Source organism: Methanolobus sp. ZRKC2, assembly GCF_045291185.1.
In the GTDB taxonomy this organism is placed as follows: domain Archaea; phylum Halobacteriota; class Methanosarcinia; order Methanosarcinales; family Methanosarcinaceae; genus Methanolobus.
Genome location: NZ_CP146980.1, coordinates 1,424,802 through 1,448,660, shown reverse-complemented (window position 1 = coordinate 1,448,660; position 23,859 = coordinate 1,424,802). Strand labels below are relative to the sequence as shown.

The following is a 23,859-nucleotide window of genomic DNA, read 5'->3' as shown; positions in this document are numbered from 1 at the left end:
CAACTACCAATAACAAATCCTGAGACAAACCGATGTATGAACTGCAGATTGCCCTCAGGCACATAAGTGCACGCAAAAGACTCACATTCTTTGCTGTTTTTGCTGTAGCTCTGGCCATAGGGGTCATTGTTGTCCTGATGTCCATGATGTCTGGGTTCACGGAGGAATTGGTCGATACGACGGTAGAAAATTCACCTCATATCGTTATAGGTCCTATGGAAGATGATCAGGAGTACATTCATTTCTACAATTATTTCTCTGAATTGATCCGAAACCAGGAAGGTGTCGTGGCAGTATCTCCTGTTTTTTCGGGTCAGGCTGCATTGCAGTTTAAAGATAATGCAGAAGGGGTAAATCTCTTTGGAATTGAACCTGAAGCTGAAAATGCTGTTGTCAATATTGAGGATGATATTATTGCCGGGGACCTGTTTGAACTGTCAAGATCGAATAACGGTATAGTGATTGGTGACAGGCTTGCAGAAGATCTTGATGTTGTGGTAGGGGACAACGTAGACGCAGTTATTCCCACAGAAGAGCAGCGATCTTTCAGGATAGTGGGTATATTCGATAGTGGTACGCCTGCCGATGAAACTACTGCCTATGCAAGGTTTGATACGGTCCAGGAATTTTTTGGTGAGCCCGGAGTGGCAAGCAACATAAATGTGCGTGTGCAGGACCCGTTCCAGGCTGATACAATTGCAAGTTCTATAGAATCGGAGACTGGTCTTGATGCGGTAAGCTGGATCGAGGCTAACAGTGAGATACTCGAACTGCTTAATACTCAGCAGGTGATCGTATGGCTGTTCTACGGGCTTATCTATGCGATAGCTGGTTTTGGGGTTGCCAATACTCTTATCACCGTGGTAATGGACAAGAAAATGGAAATTGGAATGCTAATGGCGATGGGTGCTTCGAAAAAGCATATAACCAGAATCTTCCTGCTGGAATCGCTGATAATGGGGACTATGGGTGTTTTAGTTGGTTGTGTTCTCGGTTATGTGGGTATTATTCTGCTTTCATCATACGAGATTGAACTGCCCAGCGAGGTGTATTTCGGACTGACCACTCTCCCTGTAAAGGCCGACCCGCTCAATTTCGTCTATGCAATCATCTTCTCATTCCTGATTAATATCGTTGCAGCCGTCTATCCTGCAAGGCGTGCTTCAAGACTTGATCCTGTTGAAGCGATTGAAAGTGAGTGACTTTTTCTTGTGCTTAAACTGGCTTCTCTTTATGAAAAAAAATTGTTCGTATGAAGACGAAAGATTTATATCGAATAAAGTCATTTGTATAATTGCGAACGGGTTTTTCTAGTACCTCTCCAACAAACCAATGTCACCAACCTGTGCATTCAACCCTTCTTTCCCGTTCGCACCTCCTATGTTATCTTTTAGTACAAGTTTTGCTAATATGCTTACATGAAAATTGTGATCGAGACTCCTAAGTACAGCTTCCTGAAATATCGGAAGGAGGGATCACAATTCAAAACAGAGTTTTTCTCCCCCATACCCACTCTTTTTAATTACGGTTTTGTTGATGGAAGTTTAAGTGAGGATGGTATGGAAGAGGACGTTGTGGTCATAGGTCCACGCATGCATCAGGGCACTGTGCTCGAAAGATCACATTTTGACGGCGTCGTAAGGTTTGTGGATGATGGTATGCGGGACGACAAGCACATAATCCATGTCGACGGTGCATTCCCGATAGGAATGTTTTCCTTTTATTTCCGGCTGTATGCAATGTTCAAGTTCTTCTTGTATCTGGCTCTAAAGGGAAAAATGTCGAGGTGCCGATTTGAGGGAATTGATTTTCCAGAAATGGGTTCTGCTCACGGCTGAGAACTATACATTCTGTAATCACTTCCTTCTGTATACAATAACACATAAGAGGAAGAACAAAATAGTCATAGTCGATGAAAATGAAGGCGACTTTTTCACTCTTGTATCCGAACCATTTTCTGTATTCAGAACATTCGTTTCCTGTTCGTCAGCAGGCATTGAGTCATCAGCATGTTCTTCAATGACGATGTCACAATCTACGAAACGAATATCATAATCTACGAATTCAATATCACTATCAGGCTCATCACCATAGTAATCAACACGTTGGATAGTATCTTCCCTTACTATTCCATTAACATAATCAAACGTAATTTCCTCTGATACGGTATTCCCACCCAGGTCTGTAGCATAGACAACAAGAGTATTCCCTCCATCGACTGCGTGCTGCTCCAACTCCACCACATCGGTTTCGTTGTAGCCGTTCAAGCTGTAGACCAAAGTCACTTTCTCATCTGTCATAACATTGATCCGAAAGAAAGTGCTGTCAGCGGTGCTATCCTCGGGGAGGATAATGGTAATCTGCGTGATATCCGGTGGATACGAATCAATTATTTCAAAATCTTCAGAGAAAGTAGCTATATTACCTACACAATCTTCCATAGAAACATTGACCGTGTACGTACCTGCATCCAAATCGCGGAATTTGAATGATTCATCGAATGATTTTGAAGTCCTGATGAACCATGTACTACCATCGACATGATCTGTACCTCTTTTGATCTTGCATTTCATCATGGAGAGCTTGTTTGCATCGTTCGCATAAATGGAGACCTTCACTTTCTGGCCATATGGAAGGACAGTAACATTCAGATCAGGAGCTGTATTATCTATGGTGAAATTGACTGACTTGCTGGAAGATTTAGAATCACTTGCTTTGACTTCCACCACATAGTCACCATCGGCAAGAATCATCGACTGGTTAAAAGTATACAAATAACCATCCTGCACATATGGAAGAGCAAAAGACTCCTCATTTACCTCATAGGATAAAGTAGCAAGATTATCATCCAACACATTTCCAGATAGCGTAAAATTGTGCAATATGCTGGCAGGACGGTCTATATTGATCACAGGATGCAGATCCAAAGCATCGCCATAACACGCATAGATTGCCATATGGTGAAGACCACTACTAATAGACTGTCCGGGAGATATTTCAGAAGAGCCATCAATTATCCTTATGGTAATGCCTTCTATGGCATTTGGGTCCCAGTTGAGTTCCGTTGTCTGGCCATCTGGAACCCTTACTTTAAAGTCCCAACTTGCACCGTTGTCACTCTGTTTTATATTTTTTGAAAAACACCCATCCAGTAACAAAAATGTTTTATCGAACGGGTAAGGCGGGAGACTCCCGCAATCTACAGGGTCTAGCCCTTCGGAAGCAGAGGGGTCAATACCGATAGTCAGGTCTTGGATGGAATTGGGAGCAGTGATGTCGAGAGTCCATGAATCCGGTGCATTTTCTTCTTTACAAAAAACTTGCTGAGAAGACATTAACAAAAAAAAGCAAATAATCAAGGCAATTTTTTTATTTATCATTAAGGTTCCTCCTTCTCAGGAATAAAATAGTAATTGATAAACTCAGAAGACTAAAAATGAACTGAAAACCAGAAGTTGTTTTGCTACTTACTGAATTTTCATCAACAAATTCTCCCTCCGGGAAGGACATACCTTTTACAAGGTCTTCAGTTGCAATAATAGGAATATTGCTTTCATTTGTTTTAATTATACAGTTAAATGAATAGGGGTACATTTTAAACTTGGGAAGCGACGTTGAATATTTATTTGCAATAGCCTGCGCTTCTTCGTATGTTACATCGTCATAAAAAGCAATCCACAATTCCGCCTGTCCGTCTTCTATCTTTGCCCATTCCGGCACGTGCAAGCCATAATTTCGATCATACTTGTTCTCAACAGGTATCTCGCCCATCCAGCGAAGTCCGCTTTCGTCTGGCAGATCAGCGGGAGTTAGATTTGCGGGTATTGAAACAATATAAGTATAGTCTGCAGCAACACCTACGCGCTGAACTCCATACTCTTTTAATAATTCCCGTTGTTCCTCATTAGGATTTGCATAGAACTGGAGTAATACGTGTTTCCTTTCAGTTTCGTTATAGGTAGATGCATTTTCCGGTGTAGTACCATTGATGAGATTTGCTCCAAACTCCATCGGCTCAGGGGTGTAAACTTCTCTGCCGTAATTATCGAACGTGTATTTGTTCGAATCATTTGTTCGGTTTGCATTTGCCAATGAAATGAACAATACACAGCAAATAAGTAAAGCGACAACAAGAATCCGGATTACATTTTTCGACATGTTCTCACCATCAAAATGTTTTAAGTCCCATCTTCTTTCCCGAAGCAACTGGAATTTATTGCATGGTCGTTGTAATAATCAAAGTTTAATAGTGTAAAACGACATTATGTGTTTATTTAAGTTTTCATTGAAAATTGTTTGGTTTCAATTTATTGATTATGAAAATTTCCTGCTTGCTTGAAGAAAAGAAAATTTATAAAATCAGGGATTCCTGGGAAAAGGACAACTTCTCTTTCACTTAGCAGATATCGCCGTTACCGGATCAAAGCTCGCAGCACGTCTTGCAGGATATATCCCTGCGATAAGGTTCAAAAGGAAAACGCCGACTATTATAAAAAGTACATCAAGGGGCCTTATCAATACAGGTATTGAAGTAATTTCTCCGAATGAGCCTGCAGGTACCGGGTAACTACCTATTGCAAGTGCAAGAAGAGTTCCGGAAAGTGTGCCGAGAAGTGCACCTGCAAGTCCCAGTATGCCGCTTTCCATCAAAAAAATCAGTCCAATGCTTGACTTTTTAGCTCCCATCGCCATGAGGATACCTATTTCTCTGATCTTTCCCATTACGACCATATTGAGTGTACTCACCACTCCGAATGATGCTATGACCAGGATGAATCCCAGCGTGATGTTATTGGATGTGCTTTCAATGGCTATGGTTCTCAATATTTCCGGGTTGTTTTCGGTCCAGCCGCTGGCCTTGTAACCCTCATCCTGTATTATTGAAGCTACTTCCCTGTCATTATTGAAATCCTCCAGCCTCAGGTCTATTCCATTGATAACATTGTCCGTATCAAAGAATCGCTGGGCTGTCTCAAGAGACGTGTAAGTCAGGCTTTCATCTGCTGGCGTGCCGGTGTCAAAAATTGCGACCACTTCAAGAGAAAGTGTATTCGCATTTGGGAATGATACCTCCACATCATCGCCAAGCTCAAGTTCCAGGTCATCTGCCAGGTCGTCTCCTATCATTATTGTATCCCTGGAAAATGCCAGTTCCTCAAAGTTACCCATAATCACGTCTTCTTCAACATTGGCGACCGCTTCTTCCTCTGAAGGAATAACACCTTTGAGTGCTGCGTTTTTCGTATTGTCCCGATTACTGAAGGACGCTTCTCCTATAAGATAGGGAGACGATGCTACAACTCCTTCGATGCTGTTAATCCTTACAACCAGATTTTGGTAGAGGTGGATATAATCATCACCTTCCTGGGGTGAAACAACCACATGGGGGAGATTGGCTACTGTCTTATCAAAAAGTTCCTGGGTAAAACCTGCCATGAATGCCTGTGAGACCATCAATATCATAACAGCTATCCCTATAGCTGCGATAGAGAGTATTGTCTGGCGTTTTCTCGCTTCAATATGGCGGATCGCGATGAACAGTTCGTAACGCATCTGGTATACCTACCGCTTGCTATTCAGCCGGATGATGAAAATGGCTGCAACAAGAGTGATAATTAAGTAAATACCTTGGAAGCCGGGAGTTTCATTGGTAGAATCCGATGTTTCATTGGTGGCATTAGTTACATTCACGGGAGCTTCGGCTTCAATAATGGTCTCCGTAACATCAAGTGTGTCTCCATCGTTGCCAATCACTTCGATCAGTAATTTGTATATGCCTTCATCAAGCCTTTCTCCCCAGATCGCTTCCACGGTCTCGTCATCACCACTGAGAAGTATCGGGGAATTGATGGTCATTCTTTCAACAACAGTTCCCATATCATCATTTTCCATGACCGTAAATCTAACCGCACCCTTGAAGGGTACCTGGGATCTGCCTTCAATTGTTGCACTCGCGCCTATTGCATCCTTGTAGGTGTCGCTTATAAAAACATCATCTTTTGCCGTGAATTCCTGCATGGCTGCCGTGGTTTCAGAGGGTGTGTACATTTCGACTTTTACACGGCCTTTGTATTCTTTGCCATTTATCAGCAAAGTATTCCACCTGTCACTCAATTCCAGTGGTAATGTGTCCAGGGCGATTCTTTCCTGCTTGTCTGTATAGATTACGTCGGAGCCGTCCACAAGCATGTAGGTAGCATCCACTATCACAGGTTGTACCGGGGTTACCATCATGCTGAACCCTTCTGAATTGGCTATAAAGTCATCGATTTTTATCCTGGGAATTACCTGCCTTCCATTTACAAATGTGTAATTATTGGTATACAGCAGGCAGTCGTCTTTCGATATACGGATGTTTACATTATATTTTCCGTCATCCTTGTTATCTGTCTCCCATTCGAATACCTTGATAGCATTTGAGCCCGGAGCCACCCTCTTAATCCCAAGAGTTTGTTCATCCAGCATCTCACCTTCGTGTTCCAGTTGCAGCTCAAGATCCATGTCTTCAACTTCAGTTTCAGAAAATACGGTCAGATCCCCGCTTTCAATGTCTGAGTAGAAATCAGTAACACCTACTCCGGTATTTTCAGGACATTCTGCTGCCAGCGAGTTGCCGGTGAAAGCAAGCATAAGTAAGAAGCAGCTAAGAAAAACGAAATTGAATCTCATTTTAAGCATTTTAAGGCTCCCGGAGTTTAAATCAAATTTATTCAGTGATAGTATTTATAGCAATGCATTTTTATTGTGTATACTTATCATAAATTTTAATTTAAATCGAGCATAAGTTATCCTTCATGGAAAAATGGAGAATGCGAATGGACGACACTACAGGCACCAAGTACCATAAGATTCTCGAAAGACTTGAATCCCTTTCAGATTCCAATGCAATTGAGGGAATGGCCAGGTTTGGTATTACTCCTGGAAAAGCATTCGGTGTTTCCATACCTGAACTTCGCAGGCTTGCAAAAGAAACCGGAAAGGACCACGAACTGGCTCTTAAGTTATGGGAAAACGATTCCCGGGAAACTCGCATTCTTGCCAGCATGACAGATCGGCCCGAAATGGTCACAGAAGTACAAATTGAAGAATGGGTGACGGATTTTGATTACTGGGAAATATGTGACCAATGCTGCATGAACCTCTTTGAGAAAACTCCCTTTGCGTATACTAAGGCTGCGGAATGGAGCTCAAGGGAAGAAGAATTCGTTAAAAGATCAGGCTTTGTGCTTATGGCTCGTCTGGCAGTAAGTGACAAGAAGGCAGATAATTCTGCCTTTGAACAGTTCTTCCCTTTGATTGTCCGTGAGTCCTGCGATTCAAGAAATTATGTAAAGAAAGCCATTAACTGGGCACTACGGCAAATAGGAAAAAGGAACCTTTACCTGCATTCACGGGCCCTTGAGACAGCAGACGAGATTCTTTTGGTCGACTGTACACCTGCCAGATGGATAGCAAGAGATGCTATCAGGGAGCTTACCGGGGAAAAGGTCCGGAAGAAGTTGTTATCAAAAAAGTAACTTGTTTTTGGATCGTTGTTATTCTCCTGTATCTTACATGTAAATCTTACAGGAGCTCTTCGACTTCTCTCATTCAGTAAAACCTTTAGTCTGCATTTTATCCGCGTCCTTAAATCGTGCCATTCCGGTTTTCAATTTTTTAAAGTTCATCTTTTCATAGAATCCTTCTTTACCCGGAGAGGCATACAATATGACATTACATTGTGGAATGCTTTCCAGAATATTATTAAGAATCATTTTACCCAACCCTTTGCCCTGGTATTCCCGTACTACAGCCACATCATAGATGGCTGCCTCGTATGCACAATCTGAAATGGCACGACCAAAGCCAATGAGTTTGTCATCGTCATATACAAACACGACCGAGGAACTGTTTTCAAATGCTTTTTTATGAACATCTCCTTCAAAATGCGTCATATGAACACTTTTCAGGATTGAAGATACGCAGTCCCAATCCACGTTTGAGCAATCATGCTTCAAGCTTATATTCTTGGGCATGTCTTCTTTTGCCATATTTCTCCCATAATAGATTAAGATTAATTGGCAAATGTATTTTACTCATATCGGAGTGCATCCAGTGGTCTCATCCGGGAGGCCTTCCAAGCAGGATACATGCCGCCAAGCAGGCTTGTTCCTATTCCGAAAAATATTCCTTGCAGAATGTAGACTATATTTGAAAACTTCAATAGGTAGGCGGCGTCATCCATTATGTAAGAGATGATCATATAGCTGCCTCCCAGCGTCAACAAACCACCGATAAGGCTTGCAGCAACTCCCAAAAACAGTGCTTCCAGAAGGAACATCTTGAGTATGTCTTTCCTGGATGCACCCACTGCTTTCATGACTCCTATCTCTTTGGTACGCTCCATGGTTGACATGAGCATCACGTTGAGGATACTTACGCCTGCCACCAGCAGGGATATTGAGCCGATTCCCATGAGAAAGAGGGAGATTGCATCAAAAACACCATCAATACTTTCTGTTATCATATTGGTGGCAAAGATCATGATAAGTTCATCTTTCTTATTTATCCTGTCTTCAATGTCTTCCTGGATTCTGTCCAGCTCATCGATATCATCGACTGTTATTATTGCAGAATTGTATCCTTCATCTTCATCCGGGTAGAGTTTATCATACATCGCCGAGGAAGTGAATATACCGCTGTCCGTATCGATATCAAATCCAAGTCCTCTCTCTTTCAATATACCTACTACCCTCAGTTTGGAGTCATCTACTACTATTTTGCTACCTATAGTAACCTCCAGGTTCTCGGCTGTGCTTGAACCTACAACACAGTCAGTAGATCCTGATTTGAAGAATCGTCCTTCCTCCAGTTCGGCAAGGTTTGCAAGACCACTTTCTTCTATGTCGTAGACCGATCCGAAACTCTTCTTATTTTTATACTCTATCAGCTCTCCATGAGATCTGAGAGGAATTATCTCGTCAATGCCAGCTACCTTTCTGATCTGGTCTATCTGTTTCTCGCTTATGGATTCCTCGCCGGGAGCAGGATACACCATAAGTTTGTCACCGATGTCTGCAAAAGAATCGGTAACTGACAGTTTCATGGTATTGCCCAGTATGCCCATGGAGGATATCGCGATAACACCTATGATTATGCCTATGGCTGCCAATATTGTCCGGACAGATTGCCTTTTGAGATTTCTTTTGGCAAGCTCGGCATACATATTATCTTTCAGAGGATCAGCAATTTTCATCGCATATCACCCCATCCTGCAGTCTTATGGTGGTATTTGAAAACTCTTCCAGCTTGGGGTCGTGCGTGACCACAATAACAGTTGTGCCTGCCAGATTGAGCTCCTGCAGTAGTTCCATTACACTGTGACCAGTTTTTGAATCAAGATTTCCTGTGGGTTCATCGGCAAGCAGTATGGGCGGGTCATTTGCAAGAGCCCTTGCAATTGCAACCCTCTGCTGCTGACCCCCTGACAACTCGTTGGGCTTGTGTTGGTCATACTCTGCCGGAAGCTGTGCTTTCCCAAAAAGCTCCAGTGCCTTTTTCCTGCGTTTTGCAGGTGAGCTACCATTAAAGATCATGGGCATCTCAACGTTTTCAAGGGCAGTCAGGGTCTGGATCAGGTTGAATTGCTGAAAAATAAAACCGATATTGTTCCTTCTTATTGATGTCAGCCCATCATCATCAAGCTTGGATATATCTGTGTCGTTGATCATTACTTTCCCTTTTGTGGGAAGGTCAAGGCATCCTACCATATTGAGAAGTGTACTCTTACCTGAGCCCGAGGAGCCCATTATCGTAACAAAGTCCCCTTTTTCAATGGATATGTTAACCTTATTCAGGGCGTATATCTTATTATCTCCAAGGGTGTAGATCTTTGTTACATCCCTGAGTTCTACAATGGGTTTTGGCATGTAAGCACCGATACATTCATTCTTCGGGGAATTCTGAGTTTTCTTCTTGATCGGTTTTTTCCTCATCCCTGCGCTTCTTCCAGGAATATCCTATCAGCGCAATGACTGCAATAGCAACAATTCCGGCAACAACCCAGATGGCAACAGGACTTGAACTTTCCTTGTCACTGTCTCCTGCAAAAGATATCTGGCCATCAATCTCGATATCCTCTTCAATGGAAATATAAGCATTATTCGGGTCCCTGAATTCTATCAATACCGGAATACTTGAAGCATTATCGGACAACACCTGTGCTGAAAGTTCAAAACTGCTGAAATCATCAGCTTCAAGAGTCCCTATAAAATATTTCGCATATGGCTGAACGGGTACTACGGCATCTGACTTTGGAATCGATACGATAACATTCTTTGCATCGGTAGTCCCGAAATTGTTGAGATCTCCTGATACTGTATATCTGTTTCCACTCTTCTCCGTCTCTATGGATGTGAAAATAAGAGAATGCTGACCCGTGATGTCAACTTCTTTTGTTATTTTTTCTCCATTATGGAAATTATCACCGTTAAAGTAGGATACGGCAAAGGATACATCGCTTGCCTGTTCACCGGAGTACATTGTGTTCAGGGTAAAGGTCGCTGTTGACTTGTTTCCCGCCGGAATAGCACCGATAAAGACTTCGGAAGGACTGAATACCATGCCCTCCCCTTCCGGGCTTACAATGACATTTGTTACTTCATTTGGTCGTCTGTTCACTACTTCCACGCTTACGGAAGATACTTCGTTCATCAGGGTCGATGGGAGATTGGATATAATAAGCTTGAGGTCCCTGTCATCGATCTTTATGGGTATCCTGGAGTTGAAGTCATACGTAGTACTCCCACCGGCAAGTTCAAGATCAAGGAAATGAACTCCATTAGGTGCATCATCTTTGGCTTTAATGTTGAACGTAAGCTCAAGAGCATCTCCCGGTCCCACAAGGCCTACATCCGTATAGCTTTCTCCAAGTATTTCAATAACCTCATTCCCCTCAATTGCTGCATTGGCAATATATGCATTCTTTTGCATTGTTATTGTTAGAGTTCCGGTATCTCCGGGCATCAGCACTTCAGGCTCCGTTGAATAGCTTAGTGTTAATGCTGGCCTTATATCAGTATCTGCAAGGGCAAAAGAGGAACATGCAGCCAGGATCACACAGGCTGCTATGATTGTTTTTAAAATCGTTTTCAAATTCATGCACCAAATATTCTTAGTTGGTATAATGTATAGATGATATATATCAGGATAGGTATTCCCACTGTAATTGCTCCATCTCTTACCGACAGGTTTCTGGAATGTACCATTGCAAATAACCAGATGTTTGCGCTCCATAAGGTAAACAGTATTCCTATGATGCCTGCGATCTGAAGTGAAGGATCGGATAACAGGGTTTCCTGAAGAGCCTGAGGGTCCTGGGTCGCCCAGTCAATATTTGAGTAAAGATTGCTCGTAAAGTACGTACTGATCAGAGAATTCAGTATTGAGGGTATGTATCCGTAGGAAACAAATTCAAGCACTCTTTTGAAGTCTCCTTCTCCGTGGAATATCATGGATATAAGGTAGAAAATTCCACTGAAGACGATCCACATTATAAATGTCATGACAAAAGCAGCGATTGCTCCAAAGGCTGCACCAATTGCTGCAAAGCCAGCAGCCTCTTCAGGCAGTGTTCCCATAATGCTCTGTGTTATTATAAAAGCACTAATTGCTCCTACAATGGCTAAAATGGCTATTATTATCAGCGGTGTCTTAAATTCAACATCTTCATTGCTCTTTCTTTTGAAAAAGCCATTGGGGTTTGTCAGGACTTCCAGCATGTTTTACACTTCCGGTTTTTCAGGTATAATTTGTTCATATTCAGACTCGACGATTTATAGACGAACCTTTCTCCATCAATGTATTTATACTTTTGCTTCAGCCTACATTTTTTTAGGCTTGAAACCAAATAAACTATTTATAACTTCAAACAACTCTCTTTATTGGAAGGTTGCAAATTCAAAACGGGGTTTTAGTTTCCATCCTTTGGTCAGGGGATAGTCATGGGTGAATTAATCGATAGTTTCGGAAGAGGTGAGCCTGTAATCGAACTTGTCGATTTGTGCAAGAGTTATCAGGTAGGTGATATGGAAGTCCCTATACTGAAAAGTATAGACCTTTCCGTGAAAAAAGGTGAATTCGTTGCAATCATGGGTCCTTCAGGCTCAGGTAAAAGCACCCTTATGAACATGATAGGTTGCCTTGACAAGCCCAACTGCGGGCAGGTTATCATTATGGGGAAAGAAATCAACAAGCTTTCAGAGGTCGAACTTGCAAGGTTGCGTGGTTTTGAGATTGGTTTTGTTTTCCAGACCTTTAATCTGGTTCCCAGGCTAAGTACTCTTCAGAATGTAGAGCTTCCGACCTATGCTAACAAAAAAGAAGGTATCAACGGCAGGAAAAGGGCAAAGGAACTAATTGAGCTGGTAGGGCTGCAGGATCGTATCAACTATAAGCCCACAGAACTCTCGGGAGGACAGCAGCAGAGGGTTGCAATTGCAAGGGCTCTTATAAATGATCCATCCCTGATCCTCGCCGATGAACCAACTGGTAACCTGGATTCAAAAACCGGTATTGAGATTATGAATATTTTCACCGATCTCCATAAAAAAGGGAGAACGATAATCATGATCACTCACGATCCCGATTTGACAGAGTATGCGGACCGGGTGGTGTACATCAAAGACGGAATGATCGGTGCAACATGAAGGAGGAAACATGCTGAATTCATCAAATCCCGGAAAGATGTGGGAATATATTATTTGTTTTGTGTTTGTTTTCATTTCCTTGAGTATGCCAGCCGCTGCCGCTGAAGGGGCTGATCTCGAGGCAACAATATTACGTTATGAGCCGACACCTGCCGAGATCGGGGAATATGTGACTGTGTGGGTGAAGATCGAGAATCTTGGTTTTGCAAAGGCTGAAGATGTTAAGGTCAGAATGGTCCCTGAGTATCCTTTTTCCCTGGATTCTCCGGAAAATGCTGTCAAAGATATAGGTATACTAAAGCCGGATGATTCTGCTGTTGAAGAGTATCGCCTTTTTGTTGATGAAGATGCAAAAGAAGGGATAGAAACCATTGAGGTATGGTACCAGGAAGATACGGAAGATACATGGTATAAGCAGGAATTTGAAATACGGGTAGGCTCGACCACTTTTGATAGTAAGGGCAATGTGCAGCTTCAGGGCGATCCTGTTTTTGAGCCTGAGGTTTTTATGCCCGGAGATCGTGGAACTGTGAGTTTTACCCTGGCAAACATCGCAACAACAAATACGGTAATTGTTGATGAGGAAGAATTTGATACCAATGCACGGGTACAGGCTGCTTCTCTTGAAGGTCCGGAAGGTATAGAAGTTACGACCAATACCTATCAGGGTGAAGGAATTATAGGCCCTGGTGAGTCCATGAACCTGACTTACAGCATTGTAGTAGATGATGATGTAGTAGATGGGACCTATTATCTGGAACTCTTTGTCATTGGAAGTTCACATGAATTTGATAACAACTGGCGGATTCCTTTTACAGTGGATTCGTCTTCTGTGAGGGTTATACCTTCCTCGCCACTTATAATCAACAATGGTATGGGAACTATTGAATTTGATGTTGCGAATATCCATCCCAATATGCTTTCGTCAGTAAGCGTAAGTCTTGAGGCTGAAGGATTTGATTTTTCACCTGATGATTATTTCATAGGTGCGATGGACCCTGATGAGCTTTTTACAATTGAGTTTATTGTAAATGCAACAGATGAGAATACAGACTACTCGGCAGAAATGCTGGTGAACGCTGAATACAGGAACGGGCTTAATGATCACTCCGGCCTGGTGGATGTTCATGAAATAGAAAATACTGTGGTCAGGGATAATAGCTGGCTGGGAATCGCAATTGGTGTTATAGTTGTGATAGCATTAGCAGTCGGAGGATATATGATGTACCGTCGCAGGAAAGAGAATGAGTAAGGTGCTGGCTTAATGTTAAGTCTGAAGGAGTCTTTCGGGATATCTCTTGGAAGCATTGGCAGTTCTAAGTTAAGGTCAGGTCTCACGACTCTTGGTATAATCATAGGGGTTGCTGCAGTAATTGCTAATGTGTCTCTCGGAGCCAGTTTCAACCAGTTCTTCAATGATGAAATAGGAGCAGTTGGCTCCAACTTTATTGTCATATATAGCCAGAATGACAATGTATTCTTTGATAGCCAGCTTGAACTTATACGTAATACGCCGGGTGTTGTCGGTGTGTCTCCGATAAACCAGCAAATGGCCCAGGTGACATATCTTTCAACTTCACGGCAGATTGATATCCAAGGGGTTAATTCGGATTATGCCGAAGTTGCCAATTTCAAAATGGATTCGGGAAGTTTCCTTGATGACAATGATCAGTATGTGGCAGTGCTCGGCTCAGAAGTAGCCTATGAAAAGTTTGACAAGAAAATATCCCTAAAAAATCCTATCGAGATAACTTTCAGGCTCGAGGATGGCGGGGTTGTGACCCAGAAGTTTATTGTTAAAGGTATAGTGCAGGATCCAAACACAACCTTTGCCCAGACCGGAGTTGAACCGGAGGTCCGTATATTCATTCCAATAGATACAATGAACGAGATTCTTGGGATAGACTACTACGGTGGTTTTTTCATAAAAGCCGAAAGTCTTGAAGCAGTTGGTCCAACCGGGGAAGAGATTGACAAGCGACTTGCACGCAGCCTGGGGGTTCCGAACAGGGACCTTGAGAATCCTGATGCAAAACCCTATGTTCTCTTCGACCAGATTGAGATTCTCGAACAGACTAACCAACTCTCAGCTGCGCTTACGGCTTTGCTGACATCGGTTGCATTAATTTCACTGATCGTCGGCTCCATTGGTATTATGAATATTATGCTGGTGACAGTTGCGGAAAGGACGCGGGAGATTGGCCTGTTCAAGGCCCTGGGTTACACTAAGAATGATATTCTGGCATTGTTCATTATCGAGTCGATGGTAGTTGGTCTTATAGGCGGGATACTTGGAACTGTAATGGGGATCGCAGCAGCACTTATTGTAAATAATTATCTGAATCTTCCCAATATATTTCCTGTAGAACTGATAGTTCTGGGATTTTTTGTAGCGATTTCCGTTGGCTTGATTGCAGGTGTTTATCCGGCCAATAAGGCTGCTAAAATGGATCCTGTTGAGGCATTGAGAAAGGAATAAATTTTTCATGATTGACATCAAGCAGGCACTGGGAATTGCAATTGGAAGTATAAGGAGTGCGAAACTTCGCTCGACTCTGACAACCTTAGGAATAGTAATAGGAGTGGCTGCGGTTGTTGCAAATGTTTCTTTGGGTACAAGTTTCAACCAGTACTTTACCGATGAGCTGGGGTCTCTCGGTTCAAATTTCATAATAATCTACAGTCAGGATGTCAACATACTTTATGACGAGCAACTTGAAGTCGTCAGAAACACTCCAGGTATTGTAGGTGCATCCCCTTTCAACCAGCAAACGGCAGCTGTAAGCTATTTCTCGGCTACCCGGCAGATAGATGTCCAGGGTGTGGGAGAAGATGCTCAGGACATATCCAATTTTGTCCTGGAAGAAGGTAACTTTCTTACTGATAAGGACAAATTTGTAGCTGTTCTTGGGAAAGAGGTTGCTGAAGAGAAATTTGACCAGGATATTTCCACTAAGAACTCCATCGATATTACCTTCCGCAGGGATGATGGTAGTACAGTCACCCGTAAGTTCAGGGTCAAAGGAATACTGGAAGGTGAGGATAATACTTTCGTACAGGGTGGTCCTGATAGGGATGTAAGTATCTACATTCCCATTGCTACGATGAACGAGCTTCTTGAAGTGGATGATTATGGCGGCTTTTCTGCGAAGACTGCAACAGCCGAATCGGTCCGGGAGGTTTCCGATGAAGTGGACAAAAGACTTGCTAGGAACCTTGGAGTACCGGCACGTGATCTGGATAATGATGATGCTAAACCATATCGGATTTTCAATCAAGCTGATATTCTTGAGCAACTTGACTCGCTTTCCAGCTCTCTTACGATACTGATAACGGTAATAGCATTAGTGGCTCTTGTTGTTGGTTCTATTGGTATAATGAACATCATGCTCGTAACAGTTACCGAAAGAACAAAGGAGATCGGCCTGTTCAAAGCACTGGGTTTTACCAGGTCCGATGTCCTGACACTTTTTATGCTGGAATCAGCGGTTGTCGGAATAATCGGTGGTATTTTTGGCACCCTGCTTGGAATGGTTGGCTCTTTTGCAGTTGAATCCTATCTAGACATTCCTCGTATTTTCCCTTCTTACCTGATACTTCTTGGTTTTATCATTTCATTTGTTGTAGGTCTTATAGCAGGTGTTTATCCTGCCAGCAGGGCTGCCAGCCTGGATCCTGTGGAAGCTTTAAGGCATGAATGAAGTAGCCTCTATTTAATTTTGGATTTTGACCAGCCAGTCGATTTATAGAAATACTTAAGTACTCTGAGCATATAGTCTAACCTGTCGATAAATAGTCTGGTTTTACGACATTCTGTTAGATCAAAGTACTAGAGGTATATTGATGGTTGACACTAGTTCGAATAGTCCGGGTTCAGATGCTCCACATGATGTCATTACGATACATGATCTGAAAAAGAGTTATCTTCTTGGGGAAATAGAAGTTCCCATTCTCCACGGGATAGACCTCAATGTGAAAAAGGGGGAATTTGTTGCCATCATGGGCCCTTCCGGTTCAGGCAAAAGTACCTTGATGAACATGATAGGCTGCCTTGACAGACCGACCAGTGGCAGTGTCCGGCTGATGGGAAAAGACACCGCTACCATATCCGATAATGAACTTGCGGAACTTCGTGGTTTTGAGATAGGTTTTGTTTTCCAGAATTTCAATCTGATACCACGTTTGAGTGCATATGAAAACGTACTCCTTCCCACTTATTCCAATTCAAAGAAAGATATAGATGCTATGCAAAGGGCAAAGGACCTGCTGACGCTTGTAGGTCTTGATGACCGTTTGTACCACAAGCCAACTGAACTATCCGGGGGGCAGCGACAAAGAGTTGCAATAGCCCGTTCGCTAATAAATGCTCCTTCTCTCATTCTTGCGGATGAGCCTACAGGTAACCTGGATTCAAAGACCAGTGAAGATATCATGGGAATTTTCTCGGAACTCCATGGAAAGGGCAGTACAATAGTAATGATTACCCATGATCCTGAGATGAAAAAGTATGTGGACAGAGTAGTGCTGATAAAAGACGGAAGAATTGAGAATAACTGAAGTGGTTGATATGGTTGAAAAAAATGATTACGGCCGGAAAATATTAGGTTCCCTTTTTTGTATCGGACTTCTATTTTCCGCATTTGTGGCCCCTGCATCTGCAGCTTCGGCTGGGAACCTTAAAGTAGATGTTATAGATTATGATCCCTATCCTGCAGAAATAGGCGAATATGTGGATGTCACGGTAAAAATCGAAAATGTTGGTTATGGCCGTGCTGATGCAGTTTCTATCAGGATGGATCCAGAGTATCCTTTCTCCCTTGACTCAGAGAAAAATGCGATAAAAGAGATTGGTATCCTTTCTCCTGATGATGCTGCGGTAAAGGAATACCGTTTGTTTGTGGATGAAAATGCCAGATTTGGTACCGGCAGCATAGACATCTATTATCAGACAGATTCCGGTGATACGTGGTTCAAGAAGACATTTGACCTGAAAGTCGGTTCTGCTTCCTTTGACAGCAAAGGAACAATACAGCTGGAATCCACTATAAGTGATCCTGAAGTTTTCATGCCGGGAGACAAAGGTACGGTAAGTTTCACACTTACAAATACGGCAACCGCCAGTTCTGTAACTATAGACGGCGAGGACTATGATACCAATGCCAGGGTTCAGTCTGCTATGCTTACGAGCTCGGAAGGCATTGAGGTAACCAGTAGTGCCTTCGAAGGCTCTGGTGTGATCGGTCCGGGTGATTCCATATCCCTGAGTTACAATGTGGATATCAGCGACGATATTGAGGATGGTACTTATTATCTGGAACTTTCTATGGTAGGAAATTCACATGCATATAATAGTAACTGGAGAATTCCTGTAAAGGTCGATTCCTCAGCAATAAAGGTCATTCCTTCAAAACCACTAATACTTACCAATGGTGAGGGTACCTTTGAGTTTGATGTGGCTAACATGCACCCGAACACTCTAAGTTCCGTGAGTGTCAGGCTAGTTTCTGATGAACTTGATTTCTCTCCTGAGGAATACTACATCGGCTCCATGGACCCTGACGAGTTGTTTACAATTGAGATAAAAGCCAAAGGTGATGCCGAAGCGACATCTTACCCTGTGTCAATTGAGGCAGAGTACAGGAACGGTATAAATGAACATATGACTGAAGTGGGCAGCCGTAATGTAGAGCTGATCACAGAGAACGAAGGAAACAATGGAACTGTTGCAGCAGTTCTGGTGATAGCAATAGTGATTGGCCTTCCGGCTGTGGTTCTTTACAGGCGCAGGAAGCAGAATAAGTGACCCTTCAGGAGAATTCACTATGCTAAGCCTCACACATTCAGTCAGAATGGCATTGGGAAGCATTGGCAGTTCAAAGCTGAGATCAGCACTTACAACACTGGGTATTGTCATTGGCGTTGCTGCGGTAATTGCAAATGTGTCCCTTGGGGCCAGCTTCAATGAATTCTTTACTGAGGAAATAGGCACAGTGGGTAATAATTTCATTATCATTGAGGGCAAATCTCCCCATCTTTTCCATGACAATGAGATGAAACTGGTAAAAAACACGCCTGGAATAGTCGGTGTCTCTCCCTTGCGGCAGGGGGTAGCCGAAGCAAAGTTCATTTCCACGACCCGGCAGATACAGGTGCAGGGTGTTTCCGAGGACTATGAAGAAGTTGCAAACATCGAGATGGAATCTGGAAGCTTCCTGGATGACAATGACAAGTACATGGCCGTTCTGGGACACGATGTGGCATACGAGAAGTTCGGCAAGAATATCTTGGAGAAGAATACAATTGAGTTAACCTTCACCACAAGAGACGGTGAGGTCGTAACCCAGAAGTTCAAGGTCAAAGGCATAGTTAAGAGTCCGGAAACATCGTTCGTTCAGAGTGGAATTGAATCTGATGAAAGAATATTCATTCCCATCTCGACTATGAACGAGATAATAGGTGAGGACTACTACTGGGGATTCTTTGCAGCGGCAACAAGTATGGAATCCATAGACGATGTTACTGATGAGCTTGACAAAAGGCTTGCAAGACATCTTGGAGTTCCTTTCAGGGATATTGACAATGAGGATGCAAAGCCCTATGCTCTTATGAATCAGGCTGAAATATTGAAAGAAGTTGATCAGTTGTCGGCTGCTCTTGGATCACTGCTGACTTCCGTTGCATTAATCTCCCTGATCGTTGGCTCCATTGGAATCATGAACATAATGCTGGTTACGGTCACGGAAAGGACCAATGAGATAGGTATCATGAAGTCTCTGGGTTATAAGAATCACGAGGTATTGTCACTTTTCATAGTAGAATCAATGGTAGTGGGTCTTATTGGTGGCATACTTGGCACAGGACTTGGAATTCTCGGAGCCTTTATGGCAGACAGTGCTATGGGTTTGCCCTACATATTCCCGCTGGACCTGATATTTGTAGGAATGTTAGTATCGATCATTGTAGGACTGCTTGCAGGTGTATATCCTGCCAATAAAGCTGCAAAGATGAATCCAGTGGATGCACTAAGACATGAATAATTAATCTTAAAAAAGGAATTGAATTGTATGTTAGATATGGCATTTATCGGAATTCCATTTTTGATGGTCTTCCTTTTCTTTGGTGTTGGCATAATAGGGACATTGTTCTGGATCTGGATGCTTCTGGATACGGCAATGAAGGAGCCTTCGGAGGGCAATGATAAACTGATATGGATTATCATTATTGTCTTCACTCATCTCATTGGGGCTTTACTCTATTTCCTGTTCAGAAGACCCAAAAGAATCCAGGAGTATGGAAGATAAAGGATCTGTTGATGTTTGATTTAAGCATCAATTTAAACTTTCTTGATTGAAAATTGATCAGATATGTATAGGTAGAAGAAGCATGATTGGACAAAGAAATACATTGGTAGATTTTGTAAGTGTTGCTTTCAGGAAGCAGACATATATGAATATCCTGTATCTTTTGTTCACATTCCCTCTTGGAACTGCTTATTTTGTATTCCTCGTAAGCGGCCTATCACTTGGCTTCAGTCTTATGACTATATGGGTGGGAATTCCCATACTAATTCTGATTTTCCTTGCCTGGTGGGAAATAGCATCCTTTGAGCGCCAGCTTGCAATATGGCTTCTGGGTGTGTATATACCTCCCATGTCCCGGGGACCGGGTGACAATGCCGGTCTTGTCAATAAGGGGGTTACTAGGCTCAAGAATCCTGTAACATGGAAATCACTACTCTACCTGTTCCTGAAGTTTCCTATGGGAATCATGTCGCTCGTCGTCACGGTAGTCCTGATATCACTGACACTGAGTATGCTCCTGTCCCCTGTAATTTATCGTTTCCATTCGATATCTTTTGGTATGCTTCAGGTGAATTCTTTGGAAGAATCCTTGCTAGCCGCCGCTCTTGGAATAATAGTAGGGCTTGTATCGTTACATCTGATGAATTTGCTTGCAAAAATTGCCGGGAGCCTTGCAGTTTTGATGTTGGGTAGCCCTCAGATCGAAAATATTGAAATTCTGGAAAAGGAAACTTGATTTTTGATATTTTGATCTATAAGCAAGTTATGAACTGTTCTCAACCTCGTTGAGTTTTGTATAGAAGTTAAGTATAAGTTGTGTTTTTTTGTTATCAAGATTGAGCCGGAATGTGCGTATTTGTTTTCCAAGAGGTTTTTCTATAACAATACCGCTTTTAATGAGAGGAGAGATCACCCTTGCCACACTGGAATGGGAAAGGCCGGTTTCCTCTGCAATACCCGAAAGATATGTTGACTCGCTCTGATGCAAAATAAGGTTTTTCAGAACTGTCATCTGGGCTGTCTTTCCAAAAATCTCTTCCAGCGCATCCATTTTAATCTTATCTAAGATATTCGGTTATGGATTATAAGGTTTTCTTTTATTTGGATAGTTGGTCTACTCAATATACAAGCTCTTTGATATTTGGAAAGGTTTTAATAGCATCATCAGGGTATTTATTATTGATAGTTCAAGGTAGTATTAATCATGGACACGGAAAAAATTGACCCCAAGATCCTTGCACTAATGGAAAACAATCCCGACATAACCACCGCCGAAATTGCCACCTCTCTTTCACTGGATGAGAACCTTGTTCAACAAAGGCTGGATTTCCTTTCAGATACCCGTGAGAAATTGCTTATAGTCGATGAGGAAATAGATGCTCTGACAGCACTGAAAGTCGCTCTTGAAGCAGAAGGTTATAACGTTATAGTTGCTCTGGATGGTTTTGAGGGGATTGAAAAAGCAAAGACTGAGAATCCCGATGTGATCCTTCTTGACATCATGATGCCAGGAATGGATGGATTCGAAGTCTGCAGACGGTTGAAATCTGATCCTTCCAGTGAGAACATACCTGTCATCATGTTGACTGCAAAAGGGGAGACTGACGACAAGGTAGAGGGACTTGAACTCGGTGCTGATGACTACGTTACAAAACCCTTCAACCTGAAGGAATTGAAAGCCCGCATAAGAACGGTGCTTAGAAGGAGCAGTTTTTGAACTTACTTTTTTGAAAACTTGCGATTTTCGGTCCAATGTGGAATAAAAAAAATAGATGGAACCTTGTTATCTTTGCAGTGATAGTACTACTTCTGGTCGGCTCCATAGTTTTCTTCTGGATGAAGGCAAATGATGAGGTACGATCTATAGTGGAGGATCAATATCAGAATCAACAGCTAATACTTACGCAATACATCTCTTCTTCTATTGAGGAGTTACTCAATGAGAGGGTATTGCTGCTTGAGGTAATGGCTAAGAACCAACAAGGTATTCCTGATGATCTTTTTGTTTCGGATTTTGAGACGATATATAAATCTGCTGAGATATATCATGTTTTAGAGTTCATTGATGCAAATGGTACTGTCGTATCAGGATATCCTTCTGAGAGCGTGCCTTATGGCTATAATCTTTATGAAAATAACAATGAGTGGGCCTTTGAGAATGTAAAGAAGACCGGCGAGGTTTACATCTCCGAACCTACAATGACAATGGAAGGTGTTTTCGGGTCCTTTGTATGGGTTCCTGTCTTTGAAGGTGAGGAGTTCAGGGGTGCGATCTTTGGCATTGTATCTGATGAGAATATTATTCACCAATTCAATACCTCTAACACCTCTAACACTGTCTATCTTCTCAACGGTAAAGGTGAGATCCTCTATGATCAGTCAGGCAGCTATGAAAAAGGAACAAGCTATTTTGATCATATAAGTGATTACGAGGTTGAGCGCCTGAGTATCGTTGAAGCCCAGGTCAATGGCATGGAGGGTAACGGTAAATATCCTGAAATGAACTCGAATGGTCGCATGCAGGATGTACTGGTCTCATATTCTCCTGTCACATGGTATAACAAGAATTGGTCTCTGGGTCTTTCAAGCTCGGGTAGCGAAGTTGATAAGATAATTGTTTCCGTCTACGTGAAATTGTTTACAGTTGCCGGTCTTTCTGTTCTTTTCATACTGTTTTTGAGTTCACAGGTATACTTTATTCTTCTTAACTGGAACAAGAGCCTTGAAAAAGAAGTTGAGAAAAAGACTCGTGAACTACAGCGATCCAACAAGTCGTTGTTATCTGCAAATCAGAAATTAAAAGAGGTTGACCGGCTGAAAACGGAGTTTCTGTCAATGGTTTCACATGAGTTGAAAACTCCCCTCACGGCAATGAAGACCTCCAGTGAATTCCTTCTGGAGGAAAAATGTGACTCGGATACAAGAAAACAGCTACTTGCTCTTATAAACCGGAATGTTGACAGACAGGCCAGAATGGTTGATGATCTTTTGGATATATCCAGGATCGAATCAAACAGGATGAAGTTCGACATGGAAAGCGTTGATTTACATGAGGCTTTGGACTATTCTCTTGAGAACATCCGCAGGTTTTCCGAGGACAAGGGAGTTGATATTGTGTTGGATATGCCGGAATCAATTCCCAGGGTTTTTGCTGACAAAGACAAGCTTATCCAGGTTTTTGTCAACCTGTTAAACAATGCTGTCAAGTTCACTCCTGGAGGCGGAAAGATTACTGTCTCTGCACAGGAAACAGGCAGTAACGTAAATGTAAGTGTTATGGATAACGGGATTGGTATCGATCCTGAAAATCTGGAGCACGTATTCGATAAATTCTATCAGATAGACAGTACTTCTACACGTAAAGTAGGTGGATGCGGGCTTGGATTGTCTATTAGCAAAGGCTTAGTTGAAGGTATGGATGGTTCCATTAAAGTGGAAAGTGAGCCCGGTAATGGAAGCAAGTTTGTTTTTACGCTAAAAAAGAGTGATGAGCAATCAAAGAAATGATAATTTCGTAAATTTGTAAATGAGTAAAGGAGGCATTACATGTTAGTAACGACAACAAATGACATCGAAGGTAAGGAACTGGAGATTCTGGGTGTGATTTTTGGAAACACTGTTCGCACAAAGCATCTTGGAAGTGACATTGCTGCAGGTTTGAAGAACATTGTCGGTGGTGAGCTCAAAGGATACTCTGACATGCTCACCCAGGCCCGTAAAGAGGCCCTTTCAAGGATGATTGAGGAAGCCAATAAAATAAATGCTGATGCAGTTGTAAATGTGAGGTTTACGACCTCGCAAACGATGGCTGGTGCTGCAGAGTTGCTTGCATATGGCACTGCAGTGAGAATTAAAAAAGTGTAAATCAAGTT

General features: G+C 42.4%; 25 protein-coding genes. 15 read left to right on the top strand and 10 right to left on the bottom strand.

The annotated features are described in order from the left end of the window. Nucleotides 1–32 precede the first annotated feature (32 nt). Both V7O62_RS06740 and V7O62_RS06735 read left to right on the top strand, forming a co-directional pair. Complete coding sequence (locus V7O62_RS06740) at nt 33–1,202, top strand: ABC transporter permease (RefSeq protein WP_406658239.1); 1,170 nt, start codon at nt 33–35, stop codon at nt 1,200–1,202. Nucleotides 1,203–1,418: 216 nt separating this feature from the next. Beyond that, on the top strand, nt 1,419–1,838 hold the full coding sequence (locus tag V7O62_RS06735; protein ID WP_406658238.1) for an inorganic diphosphatase: 420 nt from the start codon (nt 1,419–1,421) through the stop codon (nt 1,836–1,838). 18 nt (nt 1,839–1,856) lie between these two features. Here the strand turns inward: V7O62_RS06735 and V7O62_RS06730 are convergent, their stop codons facing one another. From V7O62_RS06730 to V7O62_RS06715, 4 genes are all read right to left on the bottom strand, one after another. Further along, complete coding sequence (locus V7O62_RS06730) at nt 1,857–3,380, bottom strand: hypothetical protein (protein ID WP_406658237.1); 1,524 nt, start codon at nt 3,378–3,380, stop codon at nt 1,857–1,859. Continuing rightward, on the bottom strand, nt 3,370–4,158 hold the full coding sequence (locus V7O62_RS06725; RefSeq protein WP_406658236.1) for a hypothetical protein: 789 nt from the start codon (nt 4,156–4,158) through the stop codon (nt 3,370–3,372). The genes V7O62_RS06730 and V7O62_RS06725 overlap by 11 nt, the downstream gene beginning before the upstream one ends. 234 nt (nt 4,159–4,392) lie before the next feature. Then, nucleotides 4,393–5,553: an ABC transporter permease gene (locus V7O62_RS06720; protein ID WP_406658234.1), complete on the bottom strand. Its 1,161-nt coding sequence runs from the start codon at nt 5,551–5,553 to the stop codon at nt 4,393–4,395. Nucleotides 5,554–5,562: 9 nt separating this feature from the next. Next, entirely contained in the window at nt 5,563–6,678 is a 1,116-nt protein-coding gene (locus tag V7O62_RS06715; protein WP_406658233.1) for a hypothetical protein, read from the bottom strand. A gap of 137 nt (nt 6,679–6,815) precedes the next feature. Between V7O62_RS06715 and V7O62_RS06710 the strand changes: the two genes are divergently transcribed. Continuing rightward, nucleotides 6,816–7,517, top strand: a complete 702-nt coding sequence (locus V7O62_RS06710; RefSeq protein WP_406658232.1) for a DNA alkylation repair protein — start codon at nt 6,816–6,818, stop codon at nt 7,515–7,517. A gap of 69 nt (nt 7,518–7,586) precedes the next feature. Here the strand turns inward: V7O62_RS06710 and V7O62_RS06705 are convergent, their stop codons facing one another. Genes V7O62_RS06705 through V7O62_RS06685 form a run of 5 tightly spaced genes read right to left on the bottom strand, consistent with a single transcriptional unit; the run spans nt 7,587 to nt 11,759 of the window. After that, complete coding sequence (locus V7O62_RS06705; protein WP_406658231.1) at nt 7,587–8,030, bottom strand: GNAT family N-acetyltransferase; 444 nt, start codon at nt 8,028–8,030, stop codon at nt 7,587–7,589. 41 nt (nt 8,031–8,071) lie between these two features. Then, the gene (locus tag V7O62_RS06700; RefSeq protein ID WP_406658230.1) at nt 8,072–9,235 is read right to left on the bottom strand and encodes an ABC transporter permease; all 1,164 of its coding nucleotides are present in this window, start codon (nt 9,233–9,235) and stop codon (nt 8,072–8,074) included. Beyond that, complete coding sequence (locus tag V7O62_RS06695) at nt 9,222–9,908, bottom strand: ABC transporter ATP-binding protein (protein ID WP_406658229.1); 687 nt, start codon at nt 9,906–9,908, stop codon at nt 9,222–9,224. Before V7O62_RS06695 ends, V7O62_RS06700 begins: the two co-directional genes overlap by 14 nt. A gap of 16 nt (nt 9,909–9,924) precedes the next feature. Next, a complete protein-coding gene (locus tag V7O62_RS06690) occupies nt 9,925–11,139 on the bottom strand; it encodes a COG1361 S-layer family protein (protein ID WP_406658228.1) in 1,215 nt (404 codons plus the stop codon). After that, the gene (locus V7O62_RS06685) at nt 11,136–11,759 is read right to left on the bottom strand and encodes a YIP1 family protein (protein ID WP_406658227.1); all 624 of its coding nucleotides are present in this window, start codon (nt 11,757–11,759) and stop codon (nt 11,136–11,138) included. Before V7O62_RS06685 ends, V7O62_RS06690 begins: the two co-directional genes overlap by 4 nt. A gap of 222 nt (nt 11,760–11,981) precedes the next feature. Between V7O62_RS06685 and V7O62_RS06680 the strand changes: the two genes are divergently transcribed. From V7O62_RS06680 to V7O62_RS06640, 9 genes are all read left to right on the top strand, one after another. Then, the gene (locus V7O62_RS06680; RefSeq protein WP_406658226.1) at nt 11,982–12,686 is read left to right on the top strand and encodes an ABC transporter ATP-binding protein; all 705 of its coding nucleotides are present in this window, start codon (nt 11,982–11,984) and stop codon (nt 12,684–12,686) included. Nucleotides 12,687–12,696: 10 nt separating this feature from the next. Then, nucleotides 12,697–13,938, top strand: a complete 1,242-nt coding sequence (locus V7O62_RS06675) for a COG1361 S-layer family protein (protein ID WP_406658225.1) — start codon at nt 12,697–12,699, stop codon at nt 13,936–13,938. Between the two features lie 12 nt (nt 13,939–13,950). Beyond that, on the top strand, nt 13,951–15,165 hold the full coding sequence (locus V7O62_RS06670; RefSeq protein WP_406658224.1) for an ABC transporter permease: 1,215 nt from the start codon (nt 13,951–13,953) through the stop codon (nt 15,163–15,165). 7 nt (nt 15,166–15,172) lie between these two features. Then, nucleotides 15,173–16,387 carry an ABC transporter permease gene (locus V7O62_RS06665; protein ID WP_406658223.1) on the top strand — a complete coding sequence of 405 codons (1,215 nt, stop codon included), beginning with the start codon at nt 15,173–15,175 and terminating at the stop codon, nt 16,385–16,387. A 142-nt stretch (nt 16,388–16,529) separates the two neighbouring features. After that, on the top strand, nt 16,530–17,243 hold the full coding sequence (locus tag V7O62_RS06660) for an ABC transporter ATP-binding protein (protein ID WP_406658222.1): 714 nt from the start codon (nt 16,530–16,532) through the stop codon (nt 17,241–17,243). Nucleotides 17,244–17,253: 10 nt separating this feature from the next. Continuing rightward, nucleotides 17,254–18,489 carry a COG1361 S-layer family protein gene (locus tag V7O62_RS06655; RefSeq protein WP_406658221.1) on the top strand — a complete coding sequence of 412 codons (1,236 nt, stop codon included), beginning with the start codon at nt 17,254–17,256 and terminating at the stop codon, nt 18,487–18,489. Between the two features lie 19 nt (nt 18,490–18,508). After that, nucleotides 18,509–19,723: an ABC transporter permease gene (locus V7O62_RS06650; protein WP_406658220.1), complete on the top strand. Its 1,215-nt coding sequence runs from the start codon at nt 18,509–18,511 to the stop codon at nt 19,721–19,723. Nucleotides 19,724–19,759: 36 nt separating this feature from the next. Further along, nucleotides 19,760–19,987, top strand: coding sequence for a PLDc N-terminal domain-containing protein (locus tag V7O62_RS06645; RefSeq protein ID WP_406658219.1), 228 nt, complete (start codon nt 19,760–19,762; stop codon nt 19,985–19,987). 82 nt (nt 19,988–20,069) lie between these two features. Beyond that, nucleotides 20,070–20,723 (top strand): sensor domain-containing protein, encoded by a 654-nt coding sequence (locus V7O62_RS06640; protein WP_406658218.1) that lies wholly within the window; start codon nt 20,070–20,072, stop codon nt 20,721–20,723. A 27-nt stretch (nt 20,724–20,750) separates the two neighbouring features. Here the strand turns inward: V7O62_RS06640 and V7O62_RS06635 are convergent, their stop codons facing one another. Beyond that, nucleotides 20,751–21,038: a MarR family transcriptional regulator gene (locus tag V7O62_RS06635; RefSeq protein ID WP_406658217.1), complete on the bottom strand. Its 288-nt coding sequence runs from the start codon at nt 21,036–21,038 to the stop codon at nt 20,751–20,753. Between the two features lie 153 nt (nt 21,039–21,191). On the opposite strand from V7O62_RS06635, the gene V7O62_RS06630 reads away from it, so the two are divergent. Genes V7O62_RS06630 through V7O62_RS06620 form a run of 3 tightly spaced genes read left to right on the top strand, consistent with a single transcriptional unit; the run spans nt 21,192 to nt 23,851 of the window. Beyond that, nucleotides 21,192–21,704, top strand: a complete 513-nt coding sequence (locus tag V7O62_RS06630; RefSeq protein WP_406658216.1) for a response regulator — start codon at nt 21,192–21,194, stop codon at nt 21,702–21,704. 35 nt (nt 21,705–21,739) lie between these two features. Next, nucleotides 21,740–23,494: an ATP-binding protein gene (locus V7O62_RS06625; RefSeq protein WP_406658215.1), complete on the top strand. Its 1,755-nt coding sequence runs from the start codon at nt 21,740–21,742 to the stop codon at nt 23,492–23,494. A 39-nt stretch (nt 23,495–23,533) separates the two neighbouring features. Next, entirely contained in the window at nt 23,534–23,851 is a 318-nt protein-coding gene (locus V7O62_RS06620) for a YbjQ family protein (RefSeq protein WP_406658214.1), read from the top strand. Nucleotides 23,852–23,859 lie beyond the last annotated feature (8 nt).

Bases quoted from the DNA above. Each gene is read 5' to 3' on its own strand.
- V7O62_RS06680 (WP_406658226.1), top strand. From the start codon at position 11,982: ATGGGTGAATTAATCGATAGTTTCGGAAGAGGTGAGCCTGTAATCGAA.
- V7O62_RS06665 (WP_406658223.1), top strand. From the start codon at position 15,173: ATGATTGACATCAAGCAGGCACTGGGAATTGCAATTGGAAGTATAAGG.
- V7O62_RS06690 (WP_406658228.1), bottom strand. From the start codon at position 11,139: ATGAATTTGAAAACGATTTTAAAAACAATCATAGCAGCCTGTGTGATC.
- V7O62_RS06670 (WP_406658224.1), top strand. From the start codon at position 13,951: ATGTTAAGTCTGAAGGAGTCTTTCGGGATATCTCTTGGAAGCATTGGC.
- V7O62_RS06640 (WP_406658218.1), top strand. From the start codon at position 20,070: ATGATTGGACAAAGAAATACATTGGTAGATTTTGTAAGTGTTGCTTTC.
- V7O62_RS06620 (WP_406658214.1), top strand. From the start codon at position 23,534: ATGTTAGTAACGACAACAAATGACATCGAAGGTAAGGAACTGGAGATT.
- V7O62_RS06635 (WP_406658217.1), bottom strand. From the start codon at position 21,038: ATGGATGCGCTGGAAGAGATTTTTGGAAAGACAGCCCAGATGACAGTT.
- V7O62_RS06655 (WP_406658221.1), top strand. From the start codon at position 17,254: ATGGTTGAAAAAAATGATTACGGCCGGAAAATATTAGGTTCCCTTTTT.
- V7O62_RS06630 (WP_406658216.1), top strand. From the start codon at position 21,192: ATGGACACGGAAAAAATTGACCCCAAGATCCTTGCACTAATGGAAAAC.
- V7O62_RS06660 (WP_406658222.1), top strand. From the start codon at position 16,530: ATGGTTGACACTAGTTCGAATAGTCCGGGTTCAGATGCTCCACATGAT.
- V7O62_RS06675 (WP_406658225.1), top strand. From the start codon at position 12,697: ATGCTGAATTCATCAAATCCCGGAAAGATGTGGGAATATATTATTTGT.
- V7O62_RS06705 (WP_406658231.1), bottom strand. From the start codon at position 8,030: ATGGCAAAAGAAGACATGCCCAAGAATATAAGCTTGAAGCATGATTGC.
- V7O62_RS06685 (WP_406658227.1), bottom strand. From the start codon at position 11,759: ATGCTGGAAGTCCTGACAAACCCCAATGGCTTTTTCAAAAGAAAGAGC.
- V7O62_RS06725 (WP_406658236.1), bottom strand. From the start codon at position 4,158: ATGTCGAAAAATGTAATCCGGATTCTTGTTGTCGCTTTACTTATTTGC.
- V7O62_RS06715 (WP_406658233.1), bottom strand. From the start codon at position 6,678: ATGCTTAAAATGAGATTCAATTTCGTTTTTCTTAGCTGCTTCTTACTT.
- V7O62_RS06740 (WP_406658239.1), top strand. From the start codon at position 33: ATGTATGAACTGCAGATTGCCCTCAGGCACATAAGTGCACGCAAAAGA.
- V7O62_RS06735 (WP_406658238.1), top strand. From the start codon at position 1,419: ATGAAAATTGTGATCGAGACTCCTAAGTACAGCTTCCTGAAATATCGG.
- V7O62_RS06730 (WP_406658237.1), bottom strand. From the start codon at position 3,380: ATGATAAATAAAAAAATTGCCTTGATTATTTGCTTTTTTTTGTTAATG.
- V7O62_RS06650 (WP_406658220.1), top strand. From the start codon at position 18,509: ATGCTAAGCCTCACACATTCAGTCAGAATGGCATTGGGAAGCATTGGC.
- V7O62_RS06700 (WP_406658230.1), bottom strand. From the start codon at position 9,235: ATGAAAATTGCTGATCCTCTGAAAGATAATATGTATGCCGAGCTTGCC.
- V7O62_RS06695 (WP_406658229.1), bottom strand. From the start codon at position 9,908: ATGCCAAAACCCATTGTAGAACTCAGGGATGTAACAAAGATCTACACC.
- V7O62_RS06625 (WP_406658215.1), top strand. From the start codon at position 21,740: ATGTGGAATAAAAAAAATAGATGGAACCTTGTTATCTTTGCAGTGATA.
- V7O62_RS06720 (WP_406658234.1), bottom strand. From the start codon at position 5,553: ATGCGTTACGAACTGTTCATCGCGATCCGCCATATTGAAGCGAGAAAA.
- V7O62_RS06645 (WP_406658219.1), top strand. From the start codon at position 19,760: ATGGCATTTATCGGAATTCCATTTTTGATGGTCTTCCTTTTCTTTGGT.
- V7O62_RS06710 (WP_406658232.1), top strand. From the start codon at position 6,816: ATGGACGACACTACAGGCACCAAGTACCATAAGATTCTCGAAAGACTT.